Annotated in this window: 15 protein-coding genes; 5 read left to right on the forward strand and 10 right to left on the reverse strand. The window is 67.7% G+C overall.

Annotated elements, in window-relative coordinates; genetic code table 11:
• Positions 1-149: 149 nt before the first annotated feature.
• The 5 genes from CFB47_RS22410 to CFB47_RS22430 all read right to left on the reverse strand — a co-directional run bounded on the left by CFB47_RS22410 (position 150) and on the right by CFB47_RS22430 (position 5,550).
• Positions 150-734: an NTP transferase domain-containing protein gene (locus tag CFB47_RS22410; RefSeq protein WP_089458584.1), complete on the reverse strand. Its 585-nt coding sequence runs from the start codon at positions 732-734 to the stop codon at positions 150-152.
• A 110-nt stretch (positions 735-844) separates the two neighbouring features.
• Complete coding sequence (locus CFB47_RS22415) at positions 845-1,525, reverse strand: M15 family metallopeptidase (protein ID WP_256946740.1); 681 nt, start codon at positions 1,523-1,525, stop codon at positions 845-847.
• A 330-nt stretch (positions 1,526-1,855) separates the two neighbouring features.
• Positions 1,856-2,539: a Fe2+-dependent dioxygenase gene (locus CFB47_RS22420; RefSeq protein WP_089462312.1), complete on the reverse strand. Its 684-nt coding sequence runs from the start codon at positions 2,537-2,539 to the stop codon at positions 1,856-1,858.
• Positions 2,536-3,303 (reverse strand): tetratricopeptide repeat protein, encoded by a 768-nt coding sequence (locus CFB47_RS22425; protein ID WP_089462313.1) that lies wholly within the window; start codon positions 3,301-3,303, stop codon positions 2,536-2,538. Before CFB47_RS22425 ends, CFB47_RS22420 begins: the two co-directional genes overlap by 4 nt.
• A gap of 3 nt (positions 3,304-3,306) precedes the next feature.
• Complete coding sequence (locus CFB47_RS22430; protein WP_089462314.1) at positions 3,307-5,550, reverse strand: TonB-dependent siderophore receptor; 2,244 nt, start codon at positions 5,548-5,550, stop codon at positions 3,307-3,309.
• Between the two features lie 322 nt (positions 5,551-5,872).
• Between CFB47_RS22430 and CFB47_RS22435 the strand changes: the two genes are divergently transcribed.
• Complete coding sequence (locus CFB47_RS22435) at positions 5,873-6,112, forward strand: Arc family DNA-binding protein (RefSeq protein WP_089448087.1); 240 nt, start codon at positions 5,873-5,875, stop codon at positions 6,110-6,112.
• Complete coding sequence (locus tag CFB47_RS22440) at positions 6,109-6,528, forward strand: type II toxin-antitoxin system VapC family toxin (RefSeq protein WP_089462315.1); 420 nt, start codon at positions 6,109-6,111, stop codon at positions 6,526-6,528. Before CFB47_RS22435 ends, CFB47_RS22440 begins: the two co-directional genes overlap by 4 nt.
• 111 nt (positions 6,529-6,639) lie before the next feature.
• On the opposite strand, the gene CFB47_RS22445 is transcribed toward CFB47_RS22440, so the two are convergent.
• Positions 6,640-7,935 carry an aspartate carbamoyltransferase gene (locus CFB47_RS22445; protein ID WP_089427078.1) on the reverse strand — a complete coding sequence of 432 codons (1,296 nt, stop codon included), beginning with the start codon at positions 7,933-7,935 and terminating at the stop codon, positions 6,640-6,642.
• 233 nt (positions 7,936-8,168) lie between these two features.
• Between CFB47_RS22445 and CFB47_RS22450 the strand changes: the two genes are divergently transcribed.
• Positions 8,169-8,303 (forward strand): entericidin A/B family lipoprotein, encoded by a 135-nt coding sequence (locus tag CFB47_RS22450; protein ID WP_006485835.1) that lies wholly within the window; start codon positions 8,169-8,171, stop codon positions 8,301-8,303.
• A gap of 100 nt (positions 8,304-8,403) precedes the next feature.
• Here the strand turns inward: CFB47_RS22450 and CFB47_RS22455 are convergent, their stop codons facing one another.
• The 3 genes from CFB47_RS22455 to CFB47_RS22465 form a co-directional block, all read right to left on the reverse strand.
• Positions 8,404-8,952, reverse strand: a complete 549-nt coding sequence (locus CFB47_RS22455) for a permease (protein WP_089442008.1) — start codon at positions 8,950-8,952, stop codon at positions 8,404-8,406.
• A gap of 263 nt (positions 8,953-9,215) precedes the next feature.
• A complete protein-coding gene (locus CFB47_RS22460; RefSeq protein WP_256946741.1) occupies positions 9,216-10,184 on the reverse strand; it encodes a DMT family transporter in 969 nt (322 codons plus the stop codon).
• Between the two features lie 224 nt (positions 10,185-10,408).
• A complete protein-coding gene (locus tag CFB47_RS22465; RefSeq protein ID WP_089462317.1) occupies positions 10,409-11,203 on the reverse strand; it encodes an AraC family transcriptional regulator in 795 nt (264 codons plus the stop codon).
• A 170-nt stretch (positions 11,204-11,373) separates the two neighbouring features.
• Between CFB47_RS22465 and CFB47_RS22470 the strand changes: the two genes are divergently transcribed.
• Together CFB47_RS22470 and CFB47_RS22475 are read left to right on the forward strand one after the other, a co-directional pair.
• Positions 11,374-12,207 (forward strand): molybdenum cofactor biosynthesis F family protein, encoded by an 834-nt coding sequence (locus CFB47_RS22470; RefSeq protein ID WP_089459002.1) that lies wholly within the window; start codon positions 11,374-11,376, stop codon positions 12,205-12,207.
• A complete protein-coding gene (locus tag CFB47_RS22475; RefSeq protein WP_089462318.1) occupies positions 12,204-13,013 on the forward strand; it encodes an SDR family oxidoreductase in 810 nt (269 codons plus the stop codon). Before CFB47_RS22470 ends, CFB47_RS22475 begins: the two co-directional genes overlap by 4 nt.
• 491 nt (positions 13,014-13,504) lie before the next feature.
• On the opposite strand, the gene CFB47_RS22480 is transcribed toward CFB47_RS22475, so the two are convergent.
• Positions 13,505-14,197, reverse strand: coding sequence for a dihydrodipicolinate reductase (locus tag CFB47_RS22480; protein ID WP_089462319.1), 693 nt, complete (start codon positions 14,195-14,197; stop codon positions 13,505-13,507).
• Positions 14,198-14,331: the final 134 nt, after the last annotated feature.

The following is a 14,331-nucleotide window of genomic DNA, read 5'->3' on the forward strand; positions in this document are numbered from 1 at the left end:
GTTATAGCCAATCGGGTGCGCGTTTGCAGCGGGATTGTGGCGGCGGGTGGTGTGTCGTCGGTGCAAGCCGCGGATGGACGAGTTTCAGCAGGAGCCCGCTGGGCGCGGCGCTGGCGCTGCTTTGCACCGCGCGCGTGGTGCGATCCCGATCAGCGCAAATCCGCCGGTGTATCGACGTCGCGCACGATGCCGGGATCGTCGACGTCGAGCAGCCTGACCGCCGCGCTGGCGAACAGTGCGCGGGCGCCCGTGTCGCCGTCGAGCGCGGCCAGTGCATCGAAATGGTGCGCGGCGAACCCGACCGGATGGCCGCGCACGCCGTGGTGCGCGGGTGCGACGATCGACGCGTCGTCGGCGTCGAGCGCGCGCGTGACCGTTTCGTAGGTGGACGCCGCGATCCACGGCATGTCGCCGAGCGCGACGAGCCAGCCGTTCGCGTCGGGCGTCGCGCGCACGCCGGCCGCGAGGCTCGCGCCCATGCCGCGCACGGCGTCGGGCGCATAGACGACGTGGCAGCCGGCTTCGTTCAGCAGCATCGCGAGTTTTTCGGCACCGGGACGTACGACGGCGATCACGTCGGCCGTGGCCGCCGCGAGATGGCGGGCGGCCGCGACCGCCACCGGCGTGCCGTCGGGTAGCAGCGCGAGCAGCTTGCTGTGCAGGCCGCTCGGGTCGAAGCGCTGACCGAGGCCGCCCGCGAGGAGGACGCCGGTGGCGAGTGACGCATAGGACATCGGCGCGGGGGAGAGTGATGCAGGTGCTGCGATTGTGCGGGAGCGGGCAGGGATCGACAAGTGAGGATGTTACCGAGCCGGGCGCGTTTCGTCGGAAAGAATGTCAGCGGTCAGCGCGCGGCTTCGTCGAGCCTGTTTTCCTCGATGGGGCCGTAGAGGGCGTGCGATTGATCATGCATCACGGCCCAATAGCGGTCGCCGAACGACCAATGCCACCATTCCGACGGGTAATTGGTCAGGCCGGCGCCCGACAGCGCGGTGATCAGCACCTGACGGTTGCGGGCGGCTGCGCGGCTGATGAACGGGTTGTGCGTGTAGCACGCGCCGGAGGATTCCTGGTCGGTGGCGTTCATGATGCAGCCCATGTCGAGCTCGATGCCTTCTGCCGAGATCAGTGTGAGGTCGACGGCTGCACCCGTTGGGTGCGCGGCGACTTCCGGCGGCGCGACGTGGTGGCTCGTCAGGGCGATCAACGCGTCTTCGTCCGGAAGCGGATTCAACGTGCGGCGCAGATGCGCGAGGTGTGCGGAGAAGTAGTCGCGCTGCAGGGCCAGCGGGCGATAGCCTTCCTTGACGTACAGGCGCAGGCCAGCGGGGAGTGCGTGCGCTGCGGCGATCAGCCGGTCCGCCACGCCACGACGCACTTTCAGGAAATGCGGGCTTCTGCTTTCGATGTCGCGGCGGCCGAGATCGACGGCGATGCGCACATGGAAACCTGCGAGATCGACAAACCCTTCGTGCGACTCCAGCAGGGTAATGGACCGGACAACGGGATCGGAGAGCGAAATCACGATAGTGGACGAAGTGGCGCAATGACGGTTGCGGGCCACGTCCGGCTGGCAGCAGGAAGCGCGGTTGCGCGAGGCCGGGTGCTCGTGGTTGATTTGGTCAGACGAATCGCCAATATGCCAGACTCCGGCGGAGGATGTGTCGCGGTTTCCGCTGCGGGGGCGTGAGCCTCTTATCCTCGCGTATCGATGGTCGTGCCCGCGTGGACGCCGTCGTTTCGCGTGTCGTGTGACGGCGCCTCCCAACCGCTTTCCTCGATTGGATCGACGGGACCGTCGTAGCGCACGACCGAGCCGCGCAATACGTCCAGCGGCTGCCTTGCATATCGTTGGTTATGCATCCGCCCACTTCCTCAACAGGTTGTGATAAATCCCCGTCAATGAAATGACCATCGGATCCTTCGCGCCTTTTTCCGCGGAAAGCGCCTGAATCTGCGTATCGAGCTGGAACAGCAGCGTGCGGTCGCCGTCGTCGCGCACCATGCTCTGAATCCAGAAGAACGACGCGACGCGCTCGCCGCGCGTCACGGGCGTGACGTGATGCAGGCTCGACGCCGGATACAGCACGAGGTCGCCCGCCGGCAGCTTCGCGCGATGGGTGCCGTACGTATCCTCGACACACAGCTCGCCGCCGTCGTACGCATCGGGTTCTTCGAGAAACAGCGTCGCCGACAGGTCGCTGCGCACGCGGAAATCCGTGCCGCGCAGCAGGCGAATCGCGTTGTCGACGTGCGTGCCGAACGTCTCGCCGCCTTCGTAGCGATTGAACAGCGGCGGAAACACCTTGAGCGGCAGCGCCGCCGAGAAGAACAGCGGATGACGTGCGAGCGCGTCCTGGATCGCGTCGCCCACCGCGCGTGCGGCCGGCGCGCCTTCCGGCAATTGCCGGTTGCGTTTCGCGAGCGCCGACTGCGTGCCGGACGTCGCATTGCCGTCGACCCATTCGGCCGCATCGAGCAGTTCGCGACATTGCGCGACCTGCGCTTTCGTCAGTACGCCGGGGATGTGAAGCATCATGATGCGGTGTCCATACAATGTGGCTGCGGCTGGGGTGGCAACTGCAGCGCCGCCGCACGAAACGCGTCGATCGGCGACGACGCGAGATACGCGCGCATCTTCGCGACGAACGCGGGGGTAGCGGTGGCCGGCACGCGTGCAAGCCACGCGAGCGCTTCATCGATGCGCCCGCGCTCGGCGAGCAGCCGCGCAAGGTTGAACTGGCCGCGGAAGTCGCCGGCCACGGCGGCGCGTCGATAGTGGTCGAACGCGGCGTCGCGGTCGACCGGTACGACCCAGCCGTCCTCGTAAAAGCCGCCGATCAGGTTGATCGATTTCGCATGGCCGAGCGCGGCCGCGCGCTGGAACCAGTCGAGCGCCTCGGCGCGGTTCTCGTCGACGCCGTTACCCAGCGCGAGCGCCGTCGCGTAGTTGTACATGCCCCAGTCGAGCCCTGCCTGCGCGGCGAGCCGGTACCAGTACACGGCGACCGGCGCGCATGCGGCCGTGCCCCAGCCGAACTCGTAGCAGCGGCCGAGCATGTTCATCGCCATCGCGTGGCCGGCGCGCGCCGCGTGCCGGAACCAGTTGAACGCGGCCGCCGGATCGCGCGCGACGCCGTGTCCGTCGAGCAGGTATTGCCCGTAGACGGCCTGTGCATCGACGATGCCGTTGTCGGCCGCCGCCGCGACCCACGCGGCGGCGCGCTCGGGCGGCCCGGCCAGGATGTCGGCGAACTCGCGCGGCGAAACCGACGCGAGCGCCTTCAGCGACACGGCCTCCATCGATCAGTAGCGCGCGTTCAGCGTGACGAACGCCGAGCGGCCCGGTGCGATCGACGCGTAGTGCGCCGGATACGCCTGGTCGAAGTAGGTGCGGTTGAACAGGTTGTTCACGTTCAGCTGCAGGTCGAGCTTCTTGTTGATGCGGTACTGCGCCATCGCATCGAAGCGCCAGTACGACGGCACCGCGTGCTGGTTGGCGGGATCGCCGAACACCTGCGACATGTAGAACGCGCCGCCGCCGACGGTGAACTTCGGCGTCACGTCGTAGTTCGACCACATCGTGAAGCTGTGCTTCGGCGTGTTCGGGAACCGGTTGCCGTTGTTCGCCGTGTCCTTGCCGTTGTCGCGCAGCTCGCTCTTCATGTACGTATAGCCGCCGAACAGCTGCCACTGCTTCGTGATCTGGCCCGCGACGCCGAGTTCGAGACCCTGCACGCGCTTGTTGCCGACCATCGCGTACTGGTTGTTCGGCAGCGTCACGCGCGCATTCGTCGTATCGATCTGGAACAGCGCGGCGGTCAGCGCGAGCTTGTCGTTCAGCACGTTCCACTTCGTGCCGAGCTCGATGCTGCGGTTCTTCTCCGGCGACAGCTGATCGGCGTTCGAGCCGACGCCGCCGCGGCCCGGCGTGAGCGACTGCGTTTCGCTGCCTTCACCGAGCAGCATGCCGGCCGGCGTCGACGACGTCGCGTACGACGCATAGATGCTGCCGTTCTGCGCGGGCTTGAACACGAGGCCGGCCTGCCAGTTCACGAGCGTGTCGTCACGCGTGGTGGTCTTGCCGCCGTTGGCCTTGGTGTCGGTGAAGCGGGTCGAGTAGTCGTCGATGCGCACGCCGCCGTTGACCTGCCAGCGCGGCGTGATCTCGATCGTGTCGAAGCCGTAGATCGACTTCGTCACGGTGCGCGCATACGCGTAGTCGTTGTTGCGCGTGATCGAGCCGGCCCACGGGTCGTTCGGGTTCGGCGACCACAGGCTCGTGCAGTTGTAGCCGGACGCGGCACCGACACCGTTCTGGCAGATCTTGCCGTTCGCGGCGGCGACGTTGTACGTGTCGCGCTTGCCCCATTCGCGCGACAGCTCGATACCGGTCGTGAAGCTGTGCTTGAACGGGCCGGTGCGGAATTCGCCGAACAGCTCGGTCTGGTTCGCGATGCTGTTGATTGCGCTGTTGCGGTTGTTCGCGCGCCGCCAGACCTTGCCGTTGACCACGTTGCCCTGGCTGTCGTCGGGCTGCGTCCAGATGTAGTCCTGTGTCGATTCCGTATAGCGGGTGGTGTTGCGGATCGTCAGCGACGACGTGAGGTCGTGCTCGATCTTCAGCGTGCTGATGTCCGACGTCGTCTTGCGGAAATCGCGGTTGGTCAGGCCGTAGAAGTTGTGGCGGTCGACGGGCGCCGGGCCGTCGGCGGCGACGCCTTTCGGGAGGTTGAAGCCGTAGTAGTACGGGATGCCGCCGTCGGGCAGGTCGTCCGTCTGCAGGTGGTAGTAGCTCGCGACGACCCGCGTCGATGTGCCGAGGCCGAACGCGATCGACGGTGCGACGCCCCAGCGCTCGTTGTTCACCGCGTCGCGGCCGGCGACGTCGTTGTTGTGGCTCATCAGGTTCAGGCGGAACGCGGCGTGGTCGGCGAACTGCCAGTTGCCGTCGGCCGTGAAGCGGCGGTAGCGGTCGGTGCCGAGGCCCGCGCTCGCGGCGGCGGTGGTGCCGAGGTGCGGGGCCTTCGTGATCAGGTTGATGCTGCCGCCCGCGCCGCCGCGGCCGCCGTACGCGCCGTCGGAACCCTTGGTGATCTCGATGCGCTCGGTGTTGAAGATCTCGCGCGTCGTGGCGCCGGTGTCGCGCATGCCGTCGACGAACATGCTGCCCTGCGTGTCGTAGCCGCGGATGAACGGGCGATCGCCGAGCGGGTTGCCGCCTTCGCCGGCGCCGAACGTGATGCCGGGCACGGTGCGCAGCGCTTCGGTCAGCGTCGACGCGCCGCTGTTCTGGATCAGTTCCTGCGGGATCACGGTGACGGACTTCGGCGTGTCGACGAGCGGCGCGGTGAATTTCGCGGAAGCGGAGAAGTCGGCCTTGTAGCTGTGTTCGGCCTTGCCCTGGACTTCGATCGGCGCGAGATGGCCCTCGGTGCCGGCCGGGGCGGGCGGCGGCGTGCCGTCCGCCGCGAAGGCCGGGCTTGCGGCGAGCACGCTGCACAGGGTGGTGAATTTGCCGAGCTTCAGCTCGTCGGGACGTGACTTCATGGTGCGCTTCGACCTCGCGGTGTGGCCCCGGGGGCGGTGCGCTACGGAAGTGTGCATGCCGCCGGGAATTATTACGATTTGTTTTCAGGCGGCATTCTATGTAATTTTTTATTGAATGAGAAGCGTTCTTGTTAGCATTGGTAAGGAAAGTGTCAACTAATGTGACGGGGTGGCGGTGGGGCGCGCGGGGCGGTGTTGATGGCCGAAAGGCCAGGTGTGGCGGGCGTGTCTGGCGGGGTAGAGTGGTTCTGTCGCGGATCGCCAGCCATGACATCAAGGTGCTAATATGACTGCATTGAAAGCAAATGTAGTGAGGTGCATCATGCCTGTGATTACGGTTCGAAACCTGCCCGATGAAGTTCACCGTGCGCTTCGGATTCGTGCGGCCCAGCATGGGCGAAGCACCGAAGCCGAGGTGCGGGACATCCTCGAGCAGGCCGTTCTTCCCGGAGGCCGGCTCAAGCTGGGGACGCTGTTGGCGGAAATCGGACGGGAGGCGGGCGGTGTCGATTTCGACGCGCAGCGCGACAAGACGCTAACCGACCCGATGAGCTTCGAATGATCCTTGTTGATACGAACGTGATGTCCGAGCCGTTGCGGCGCGAGCCGAGCGCGGCCGTGATCGAGTGGCTCGATGCCCAGAACGTCGAAACGCTGTTTCTGGCTGCGATCAGTCTCGCCGAAATGCGCTTCGGCGTGGCGGCGTTGCCGGAAGGTCGCAGGCGCGACTGGCTTCATCAAAGCATCGAGCAGCGTGTCGTGCCGCTGTTTCGCGGTCGGATCCTGCCGTTCGACGAGGTGGCGACGAAAGCCTATGCCGGCATCCGCGCGCGGGCCCGTGCCGCGGGCACCGCGATCGCGCCCGCCGACTGCTTCATCGCCGCGACGGCCGAGGCGAACGGATTGATCATTGCGACGCGCGACGTCGCGCCATTCGAGGCGGTCGGCCTGCGGGTGATCGATCCGTGGGCGTCCTAGGCGCTGATTGCTCACCTGTCACCGCCCAAAAAATAAAGCGCGCCGGGCTGCCCGGCGCGCTTTCCGTTGAACTGCGGGGGCCCCAGACTGGCCCGCCCCCGCAGTTCCTTCTCAATCGACCCCGTGAAACACCGCATCCTCCGGCCCGAGATACGCCGGCGGGCGCCACGTCGCGTCGCGCATCGAATGCTGGACGAGGTTCTCCACACCGAGCAGCACCGCGAAGATCGCCATCCGCACCGGAATGCCGTTGTCGGTCTGGCGGAAGATCGCGAGGCGTGGGTCGCGGTTCAGGTCGACCGACAGGTCGTTCGCGCCGGGCCGGCTGTCGCGCGGCAGCGGGTGCATGATCAGCGTGTCCGGCTTGCACACCGAATCGACGAGCGCCTGGTTGATCTGGAAATCCGGCGTGTAGCCTTCGAACGACTCGTCGGTGAAGCGCTCCTTCTGGATCCGCGTCGCATAGACGACGTCCGCGCCGCGCAGCCCGGCTGCGAGATCGGTCGTCTGCTCGATCACATGGCCGTTCGTCGCGATCTGGTCGACGATGTAGGCCGGCATCTCGAGCGTGGGCGGCGACACGAGCGTGAACTTGAGCCCGCGGTACAGCGCGAGCAGCTTGACGAGCGAGTGCACGGTGCGGCCGTACTTGAGGTCGCCGACCAGCGCGATGTGCGCGCCGTCGACGATCTTGCCGAGCCGCGAGAACTCGCGCTGGATCGTATAGAGATCGAGCAGCGCCTGGCTCGGGTGCTCGCCGGGGCCGTCGCCGCCGTTGATCACGGGCAGGTTGGTCGCGCGCGCGAATTCGGCCACCGAGCCTTTCTCCGGATGGCGGATCACGAGCGCGTCGACATAGCCGGCCATCACGCGGCTCGTGTCGTAGATCGATTCGCCCTTGGCCATCGACGAGAACGTGAAGCCCGTCGTGTCGCACACCGAACCGCCGAGCCGGCAGAAGGCGGCGCCGAACGACACGCGCGTACGCGTGCTGGCCTCGAAGAACAGGTTGCCGAGCACCGCGCCTTCCAGCACGCGCGAAATCTTGTGGCGGCGCGCGATCGGCTGCATCACGTCGGCCACGCGAAACAGCGCCTCGACCGATTCCCGCGAGAACTGGTCGACCGACAGCAATTGCGGCTTGCCCTCGAAAAAGAACTGCTTGGCGAGCCCCTGGTTATCTACGCTTTGCGTATAGTTGCCGCCTTCCGGTACCGAGCGCTCGACGATTTCCGACACGAAGCGTTCGACGATCTCGGGCATTCCGCGCGATTCCTGCGAATCGTCGGGCAGCAGCCAGGTATCCAGCGCGCGCCGGCTCACACCGATGCGGCTGGCGAACGCTTCGCGCGTCATGTTGAGGCGGCGCATGGCGTCGCGGAGGAAGGCTTGCTGGGGAACGGTCATCGGCGGCTCCTGACGAAAAATATACGCGGTGCGTATATTAGTTCGTGGCGCGTTGAAGTCAAGGAAAATCTGCGCGAACCGGCTGTGTGGCCCATGTGACAGGCGGCGGGTTCGGACTGGCGCGCGGCGGCCGTCTCCGTATAATCAGGTCAGGCCCCGTGCCCGGCATCTTGCCGGGCGCGACGCCGCACACGATTCGCCCGTCGGGCTTGTTGATTCCAAGGAGAATGAGAATGACGCGTACGATTGCTGCAATGCTGCTGGTGGTGACCGCCGCGCTTGCCGGTTGCAACACGGTCGCCGGTGTGGGGCAGGACATTTCGAAGGGCGGCCAGGCGATCAGCGATTCGGCTGAAAAGGCCAAGTAAGCCGAGCGGTTCCGGAATGCAGAAGGCGCCGGGCCGTCCCGCGATTGCGGGGCGGCCCGCCGCCTTTTTTTCTTGCGGCCAGCACTCGATGCCGATGACGTCAGGCGTGCTCGACGAACGCGTAACGGCCTTCGACCTTGCGCGGCGTGAACCAGCCGTAGTCGGGGAACAGGCGGTTGCGGACGAACCAGACATAGCCCACCAGCAGGACCGTGATCGCGAGGCTCGGCAGCGCGGTCGACGGATCGCGTCCGAGCGCGGCGATGGTCTTCGGCACCTGCAGCAGCGACAGCAGGATGAACGCGTGGTACGCGCCGACACGATGGGTTGCAAAGCCCCAGATGAACAGCAGCGACAGCGGCACGGTCAACGCGAGGAACACCAGCACGAGGCCGTTGCCGGCGCCGGTGGCAAAGAAGTAGTACGCGAGCATGAGGCTGATCGCGAGCTGGGCGATGCCGAGCGCGACCAGGATCCTGACGTGCAGCTTGTTCCGGCGGCAGCGTTCGGGATCGGGGTGCGACGCGATCAGGTGCGCAAGCACGCGATCCTTGAGTCCTTGTCCGGACAGTTCGGCCAATGCGTCGGCCTTCCTCGTTCCCGCGGACAGCAGCACCGCGATTCTTGTTCTGGCTTCCTTCCTGTTCATTGCGTGGCGGATTGTTGTTCGATGGTTGTCAAAGGTCCCGGCCACGCGAATATTGCATCTTGCGGGGTGGGGCGCAACGGTTTTGCGGTGCGCGGACACATTCCTACAGTTGCCGGCCGCACGGGGGAACGCGGCGGTCGCCCGGTTACACGGCGGGGCGGAGCCGCCGCCGTTTACGCAACGACTCAACGACTCAACGACTCAACGACGCAACGACGCAACGACGCAACGACGCAACGGCGCAACGGCGCGAGGAGCGCGAGTCAGTCGGTGGCTGTCTGTGCGGCGGGCGCGGGGCGGGACGGTCGACCCGGATCCACCGGGTGCGTATCGCGTACTTCGGCTGGCGGTTCGCGTCGCCGCGTCGCGCCGACGACCATGCCGGCGACGACGAGCGCGATACCCGCGATACGCGTGCCGCTGAGCGTTTCGCCGAATAGCGCGACCGCGAACAGCACCGCCGAGACCGGCGCGACCGCCGTGAACAGCGCGGCCTCGGTTCCGCTCGTGCGCGCCGAGCCCGCATACCAGCACAGGTAGCCGAGCACGGTCGGCACCAGCGCGTAATAGGCGATCGCCGACACCGCGCCGACAGTCCAGCCGGTCGCCACCGCGTGCCATTCGAACGCGGCGGGCACAAGGGCGAGCACGAAGCCGAGGCCGGACATCGCGGTGGACAGCGCCAGCGGCGGCAACGGTGCGGCCAGCCGCCGGTTGAGCAGGATGAATACGGCCTCGCAGGCGACGGCGGCGAGCACCAGCGCGTCGCCGGCGAGCGTGCGGAGCGACGGCAGGGCCTGGCCGGGCGCGAACGTGACGAACAGCACGCCGGCCGTTGCGAGCGCGGCGGCCACCCAATCGCGCGGCGTCTGCCGCTCGCGCAGCACGACGGCCGCGATCAGCGTCGACATCGCGGGCAGCGTGCCGAGCATCACGCCCGCGTCGAGTGGCGACGACAGCTTCGTGCCGCAGATCAGCAGCACCGTATAACCGACGCCGCCCGCCGCCGCCTGGATGACGAGCAGCACGGCGTCGCGCGTGGAGAGGCGTGGCCAGCGCATGCGCTGCGCGCGCATCAGCGCGAACAGCAGCGGTGTCGCGATCAGGAAGCGCAGCGCGGTGGCCGCGAACGGCGGCAGGCCGCCGGCCGCGAGACGGCTCGCGATGACGGTGCTGCCGACGCCCGCCATGGCGGCCGCGAGATAGAGATAGCCGATCAGTCGTGTCTTCATGCGCCGCATCGTCGCGTACGGCGGCCGTGCACGTCTTGAACGAAATTGCAGCGTGCGCGGGCGTGTCGAATACGGAGCGCGCGATTCGGCATGCTCGGATGACCGGGGCGGGCGACAGTCACCGCGAGCAGCGCATGGCGCGGCGTGCCGTCGCAGCAGTCGACGTGGTCGCAGCCTTCGAGGTCGGTATGTTTGGCGACGGGCCCTGCAGGATGACGGCGGCGTCAAACGGCCTGCGTGAACCGCCCCGGCGTGATCCCGAACTGGCGCGCGAACGCACGCGTCAAATGGCTTTGATCGGCAAAGCCGGCTTCGGCCGCGGCATCGGCGATCGGCAAGCCGCTGGCAAGCAGCGCACGCGCCAGCCGCGCACGCGACTGGATCAGGTACGCGTGCGGTGTGATGCCGAGTTCGCGGGCAAACCCGCGCAGCAGCTGGAAGCGGCTGACGCCGCTCAGGTCGGCCAGCTCGGCGAGCGAAACGGGCGCGGCTGGCGCCGCGTCGAGCCGCTCGCGGGCGAGGCGGATCGCCGGTGCGACGCCCGCCGCCGGCAGCGTGCGGTTCGCATGCCGGGCGAGCAGCCCGGCGACGAGCATCACGAGCGCCTCGTCGCGGGCGAGCGGCTGGGATTCTCCCGCGACGATACGTGCATGCAGCTGGCCGACGGCGGCCGCGAGCCGCACGTCGCGTACCGCCGGATGCGCCAGTTCGATGCCGCCGAGGCCTTCTTCCGCCGCCACGCCAGCAACCAGCGCGGGTGTGAGGTACAGCATTCGCCAGCGCCGGCCCGTGCCGGCCTCGATCGGCGAGCCGTCGTGCATCTCGCCCGGGTTGACCATGATCGCGTCGCCGGCCAGTGCGTCGACCTGCCCGCGGCCGCTCCACGACCGATGCGCGCCGCTGACGATCACGCCGACCCCGAATTCGTCGTGCGCGTGGCGTGGAAATGCACGGTCGGATTCGAGGCTGATTGCCTCGATGCCTTCGTCGGTCCGTCGGTAATGGGTGACGCGGTGCATGTGCGCTCCTCGCGCCGGGCGCGGCGCGGATGTCGTGCACTTTAGCGCGTTCCGGCGCCGCGCGCCCTTCATCCTTTTGGCCGATACCGCGCGGCGCGCGCAGCCCGCACCATGTGCACATGAGCAGCGTACACGGCCCGCCGGGCCTGAAGCTGCGCGGGAGACGGCAGGTGGAACGACAGGATCCGGTATTCATTCAGGTTGGCGCGCTCGCGGACGGCTTCGCGCCGGAAGCGAACATCCTCGCATCCGTCGACGCGCTCGCCGGGCGGACGCTTGCGCTCGGCGACGCATCGGGCGCGTGGCGCGTCTATACGTTCGAGCCCGGCGCACTGCAGTGGCGCGATGCGGCGACCGACACGGGCGGCCGCGAGCCGTGCCGCGTGACGCGGCTGCGCGACGGGCTGTACTTCGTCGACTACATCGATTCGGCCGCCCGCGCGACGTCGGTCAGCCTCGTGATCGATCTCGACAACGGCGTATGGACGTCGGTCGTCGGCGCGCTGCCGACCGAAGCCGACACGCGCATCGACGCGTTCACACGGGTTGCGCGCGGGCTGCCGCTGACGGGCGTCGAGGCCGAGTTCCGGCACGGCACGCTCGGCGGCCATACGCAGCCGGGGCCGTTGCACAAGCCCACGCGCGAGCTGATCGGCAAGCGGACGATGTATCGCTACAGCCCGACCGAATGCTACGAGCACATCTACCTGAACGAGAATTTCTACGCGTGGCAGTGCCTGCAGGGTGTCGAAGGCGGGCTGGCCGATGTCGACCGCTGTCATTACTTCAGGATTGCGGACGAACTGTATCTGTTCGTGTGGCGAGAAAAGGTGGTGCCCACGCTCGGCGTCGTCCTGATCGACCTCGCGCAGCGCAAGACGGACGGTAAGATCTTTGGCTACCAGGGCGGCGATTTCGGCACGCTGTCGAACTTCCCCGTCGGCGCGCACGCGCAGGTGCTCAACGAAACCGTGCATCCGCTCGGCGGCGAGGCGCAGCGATGAATGCCGTGCCGGGCAGCGGCCGCCTGCGGGCGGATTTCAGCGGGCGCGTCGTGCTCGTCACGGGCGCCGCGCAGGGAATCGGCGCGGCGATCGCACGCCGGTTCGCGGAATCCGACGCGTTCGTCGCGCTTGCCGACCTGAACGGCGAGGCGGCCGCCGCGCAGGCCGACGCGCTTGCGAGCACGGGCGGCGAGGCGCGCGCCTATCGGGTGGATGCCGCGAGCCGCGACGAACTGCGCGCACTGGTCGCGGCGGTCGAGCGCGACGGCGGCCGGCTCGATGTGGTCGTCCACAATGCCGCGTATTTTCCGCTGACGCCGTTCACGCAGATCGACGAGCCGACGCTCGACCGGACGCTGTCGGTCAACCTGTCGGCGCTGTTCTGGCTCGCGCAGGCTGCGCTGCCGGCATTCGAGCGCGCAGGAGCGGGGCGGCTGCTCGTCACGTCGTCGGTGACGGGGCCGCGTGTCGCGTATCCGGGGCTCGCGCATTACGCGGCGTCAAAGGCTGGCGTGAACGGCTTCATTCGCGCGGCGGCGCTGGAACTCGCGCGCCGCAACGTGACGGTCAACGGCGTCGAGCCGGGCATGATCCGTACGCCGGCGGCCGGCAATCTCGGCGACGCGTCGGTCGCCGCGCAGATCGCGCGTGACATTCCGCTCGCGCGGATGGGCGAACCGGAAGATATCGCGAACGCGATGCTGTTTCTCGCGTCGGCGGATGCCGCTTACATCACCGGGCAGACGATCGTCGTCGACGGCGGCGCGACGCTGCCCGAGAGCGGGGCGGTGCTTGGCGGCGAGTGACGGTGGGCCGGGCAACAACTGGCGGAACAGGGCGGTTCCAGCGGCACGCTTCGAATTCGCGCAGCGGGCTTGGCGGGATTCGTCGGGTGAATCTGCGCAGGCGTCAGTCCGGCTTCTCGTCATGGTCCACGAGTGGCCTGTCGGGCCAGTCCACCCAGCGGTCCGCGCGGGGAGCGGTTCAGGCGCCGGCGTTAGCGGTGACTCGTGCCCCCTCCCGGCGAATGAACCTCGGCCGATAACTTGCCAGCGAATGCGGCAGGACGATTGCTCGTCGAATTTTCCTGGCAGCCGTGGCGACGAAGCCGGTTGGCGCAATGTTGAACGCTGCCAATGCGGGACGTCAGGCGCGGTCGGCGAGATTCATGGCGGCCCGGATACCGCGGATCGGGCGATCGACGACATCCACGGAAACCGGCACGGAACCTTCTTGCGTTTCGCAAAAAACGTCTGCGTCGCCACGCGTGCGTGCCGCCCGCCGCGCATCGCCGCGGCTACAGCCAGCCGTTGCGGATGAACTCGACGATCGAATAGCGGCGGTGCTCGAGATCGTGCTGTCGAACAGCGTCGACGATGCGCGATACACCGTCGGCGTACGGGGTCGCGCCCACCACACGCGATTCGAACTGCAGGCTGCACGCGCCGTCGTCGATGCGGATCCGGTGTATCGCGTGGCGGCCGAGTTGATCGTCGGCGACCGCGAATTCGCTGCGCTGCACGTCCGGGTCGCGCACGGAGCGGATGTCTTCCGGCCGCACGCCGAGCGACTGGCCGATCCCGACGGCCGTTCCGGGGACGGACGTCTTGCCGGCCTGATGCGACTCCGTCAGGGTGATTCGGCAGTCGTGAAACAGATGGCCGCTGGTTTCCAGCATGCTCATGAACTTGAGCATCAGGATGTTCGTGTTCGGACACAGCACGACCGGGAAAGCGTGCGAGCCGGTTTCGAGCTCGGAGCCGGTCGACAGTTCGACGAGTGGCGATCCGGTGGCCGCGCAGAACGCGATCACGGCGGCGAGTTCGCGGCCGGAACCGGCATGCACGACGATCGTTCGGGCGTCGCTGCGCTGCGCGTCGTCGCGCGCGCTGTCCGACCAGGGGATCACGCGGCAGGTGGCCGGGTCGAGCCGGTGCGCGTCGAGCAGTTCGCTGGCCAGCTTGCCGGTTCCTACGACGAGTACTTGCATGACATTCACGGATTGAAGTTCAGGATTCGGGACGGGCCGTGATGCGGGCCGTCGGGTGGCTCGGCACGGTCGCGGCGCGTGCGCCGGACCGGCCTCGCGCATTATGCCCGGCCGCTCGCCTGCGTGCCCGCCGG

The sequence above is a fragment of the Burkholderia sp. AU27893 genome (assembly GCF_002223205.1).
GTDB lineage: Bacteria > Pseudomonadota > Gammaproteobacteria > Burkholderiales > Burkholderiaceae > Burkholderia.

Bases quoted from the DNA above. Each gene is read 5' to 3' on its own strand.
- CFB47_RS22410 (WP_089458584.1), bottom strand. From the start codon at position 734: ATGTCCTATGCGTCACTCGCCACCGGCGTCCTCCTCGCGGGCGGCCTC.
- CFB47_RS22420 (WP_089462312.1), bottom strand. From the start codon at position 2,539: ATGATGCTTCACATCCCCGGCGTACTGACGAAAGCGCAGGTCGCGCAA.
- CFB47_RS22425 (WP_089462313.1), bottom strand. From the start codon at position 3,303: ATGGAGGCCGTGTCGCTGAAGGCGCTCGCGTCGGTTTCGCCGCGCGAG.
- CFB47_RS22430 (WP_089462314.1), bottom strand. From the start codon at position 5,550: ATGAAGTCACGTCCCGACGAGCTGAAGCTCGGCAAATTCACCACCCTG.
- CFB47_RS22435 (WP_089448087.1), top strand. From the start codon at position 5,873: ATGCCTGTGATTACGGTTCGAAACCTGCCCGATGAAGTTCACCGTGCG.
- CFB47_RS22440 (WP_089462315.1), top strand. From the start codon at position 6,109: ATGATCCTTGTTGATACGAACGTGATGTCCGAGCCGTTGCGGCGCGAG.
- CFB47_RS22445 (WP_089427078.1), bottom strand. From the start codon at position 7,935: ATGACCGTTCCCCAGCAAGCCTTCCTCCGCGACGCCATGCGCCGCCTC.
- CFB47_RS22450 (WP_006485835.1), top strand. From the start codon at position 8,169: ATGACGCGTACGATTGCTGCAATGCTGCTGGTGGTGACCGCCGCGCTT.
- CFB47_RS22455 (WP_089442008.1), bottom strand. From the start codon at position 8,952: ATGAACAGGAAGGAAGCCAGAACAAGAATCGCGGTGCTGCTGTCCGCG.
- CFB47_RS22460 (WP_256946741.1), bottom strand. From the start codon at position 10,184: ATGAAGACACGACTGATCGGCTATCTCTATCTCGCGGCCGCCATGGCG.
- CFB47_RS22465 (WP_089462317.1), bottom strand. From the start codon at position 11,203: ATGCACCGCGTCACCCATTACCGACGGACCGACGAAGGCATCGAGGCA.
- CFB47_RS22475 (WP_089462318.1), top strand. From the start codon at position 12,204: ATGAATGCCGTGCCGGGCAGCGGCCGCCTGCGGGCGGATTTCAGCGGG.
- CFB47_RS22480 (WP_089462319.1), bottom strand. From the start codon at position 14,197: ATGCAAGTACTCGTCGTAGGAACCGGCAAGCTGGCCAGCGAACTGCTC.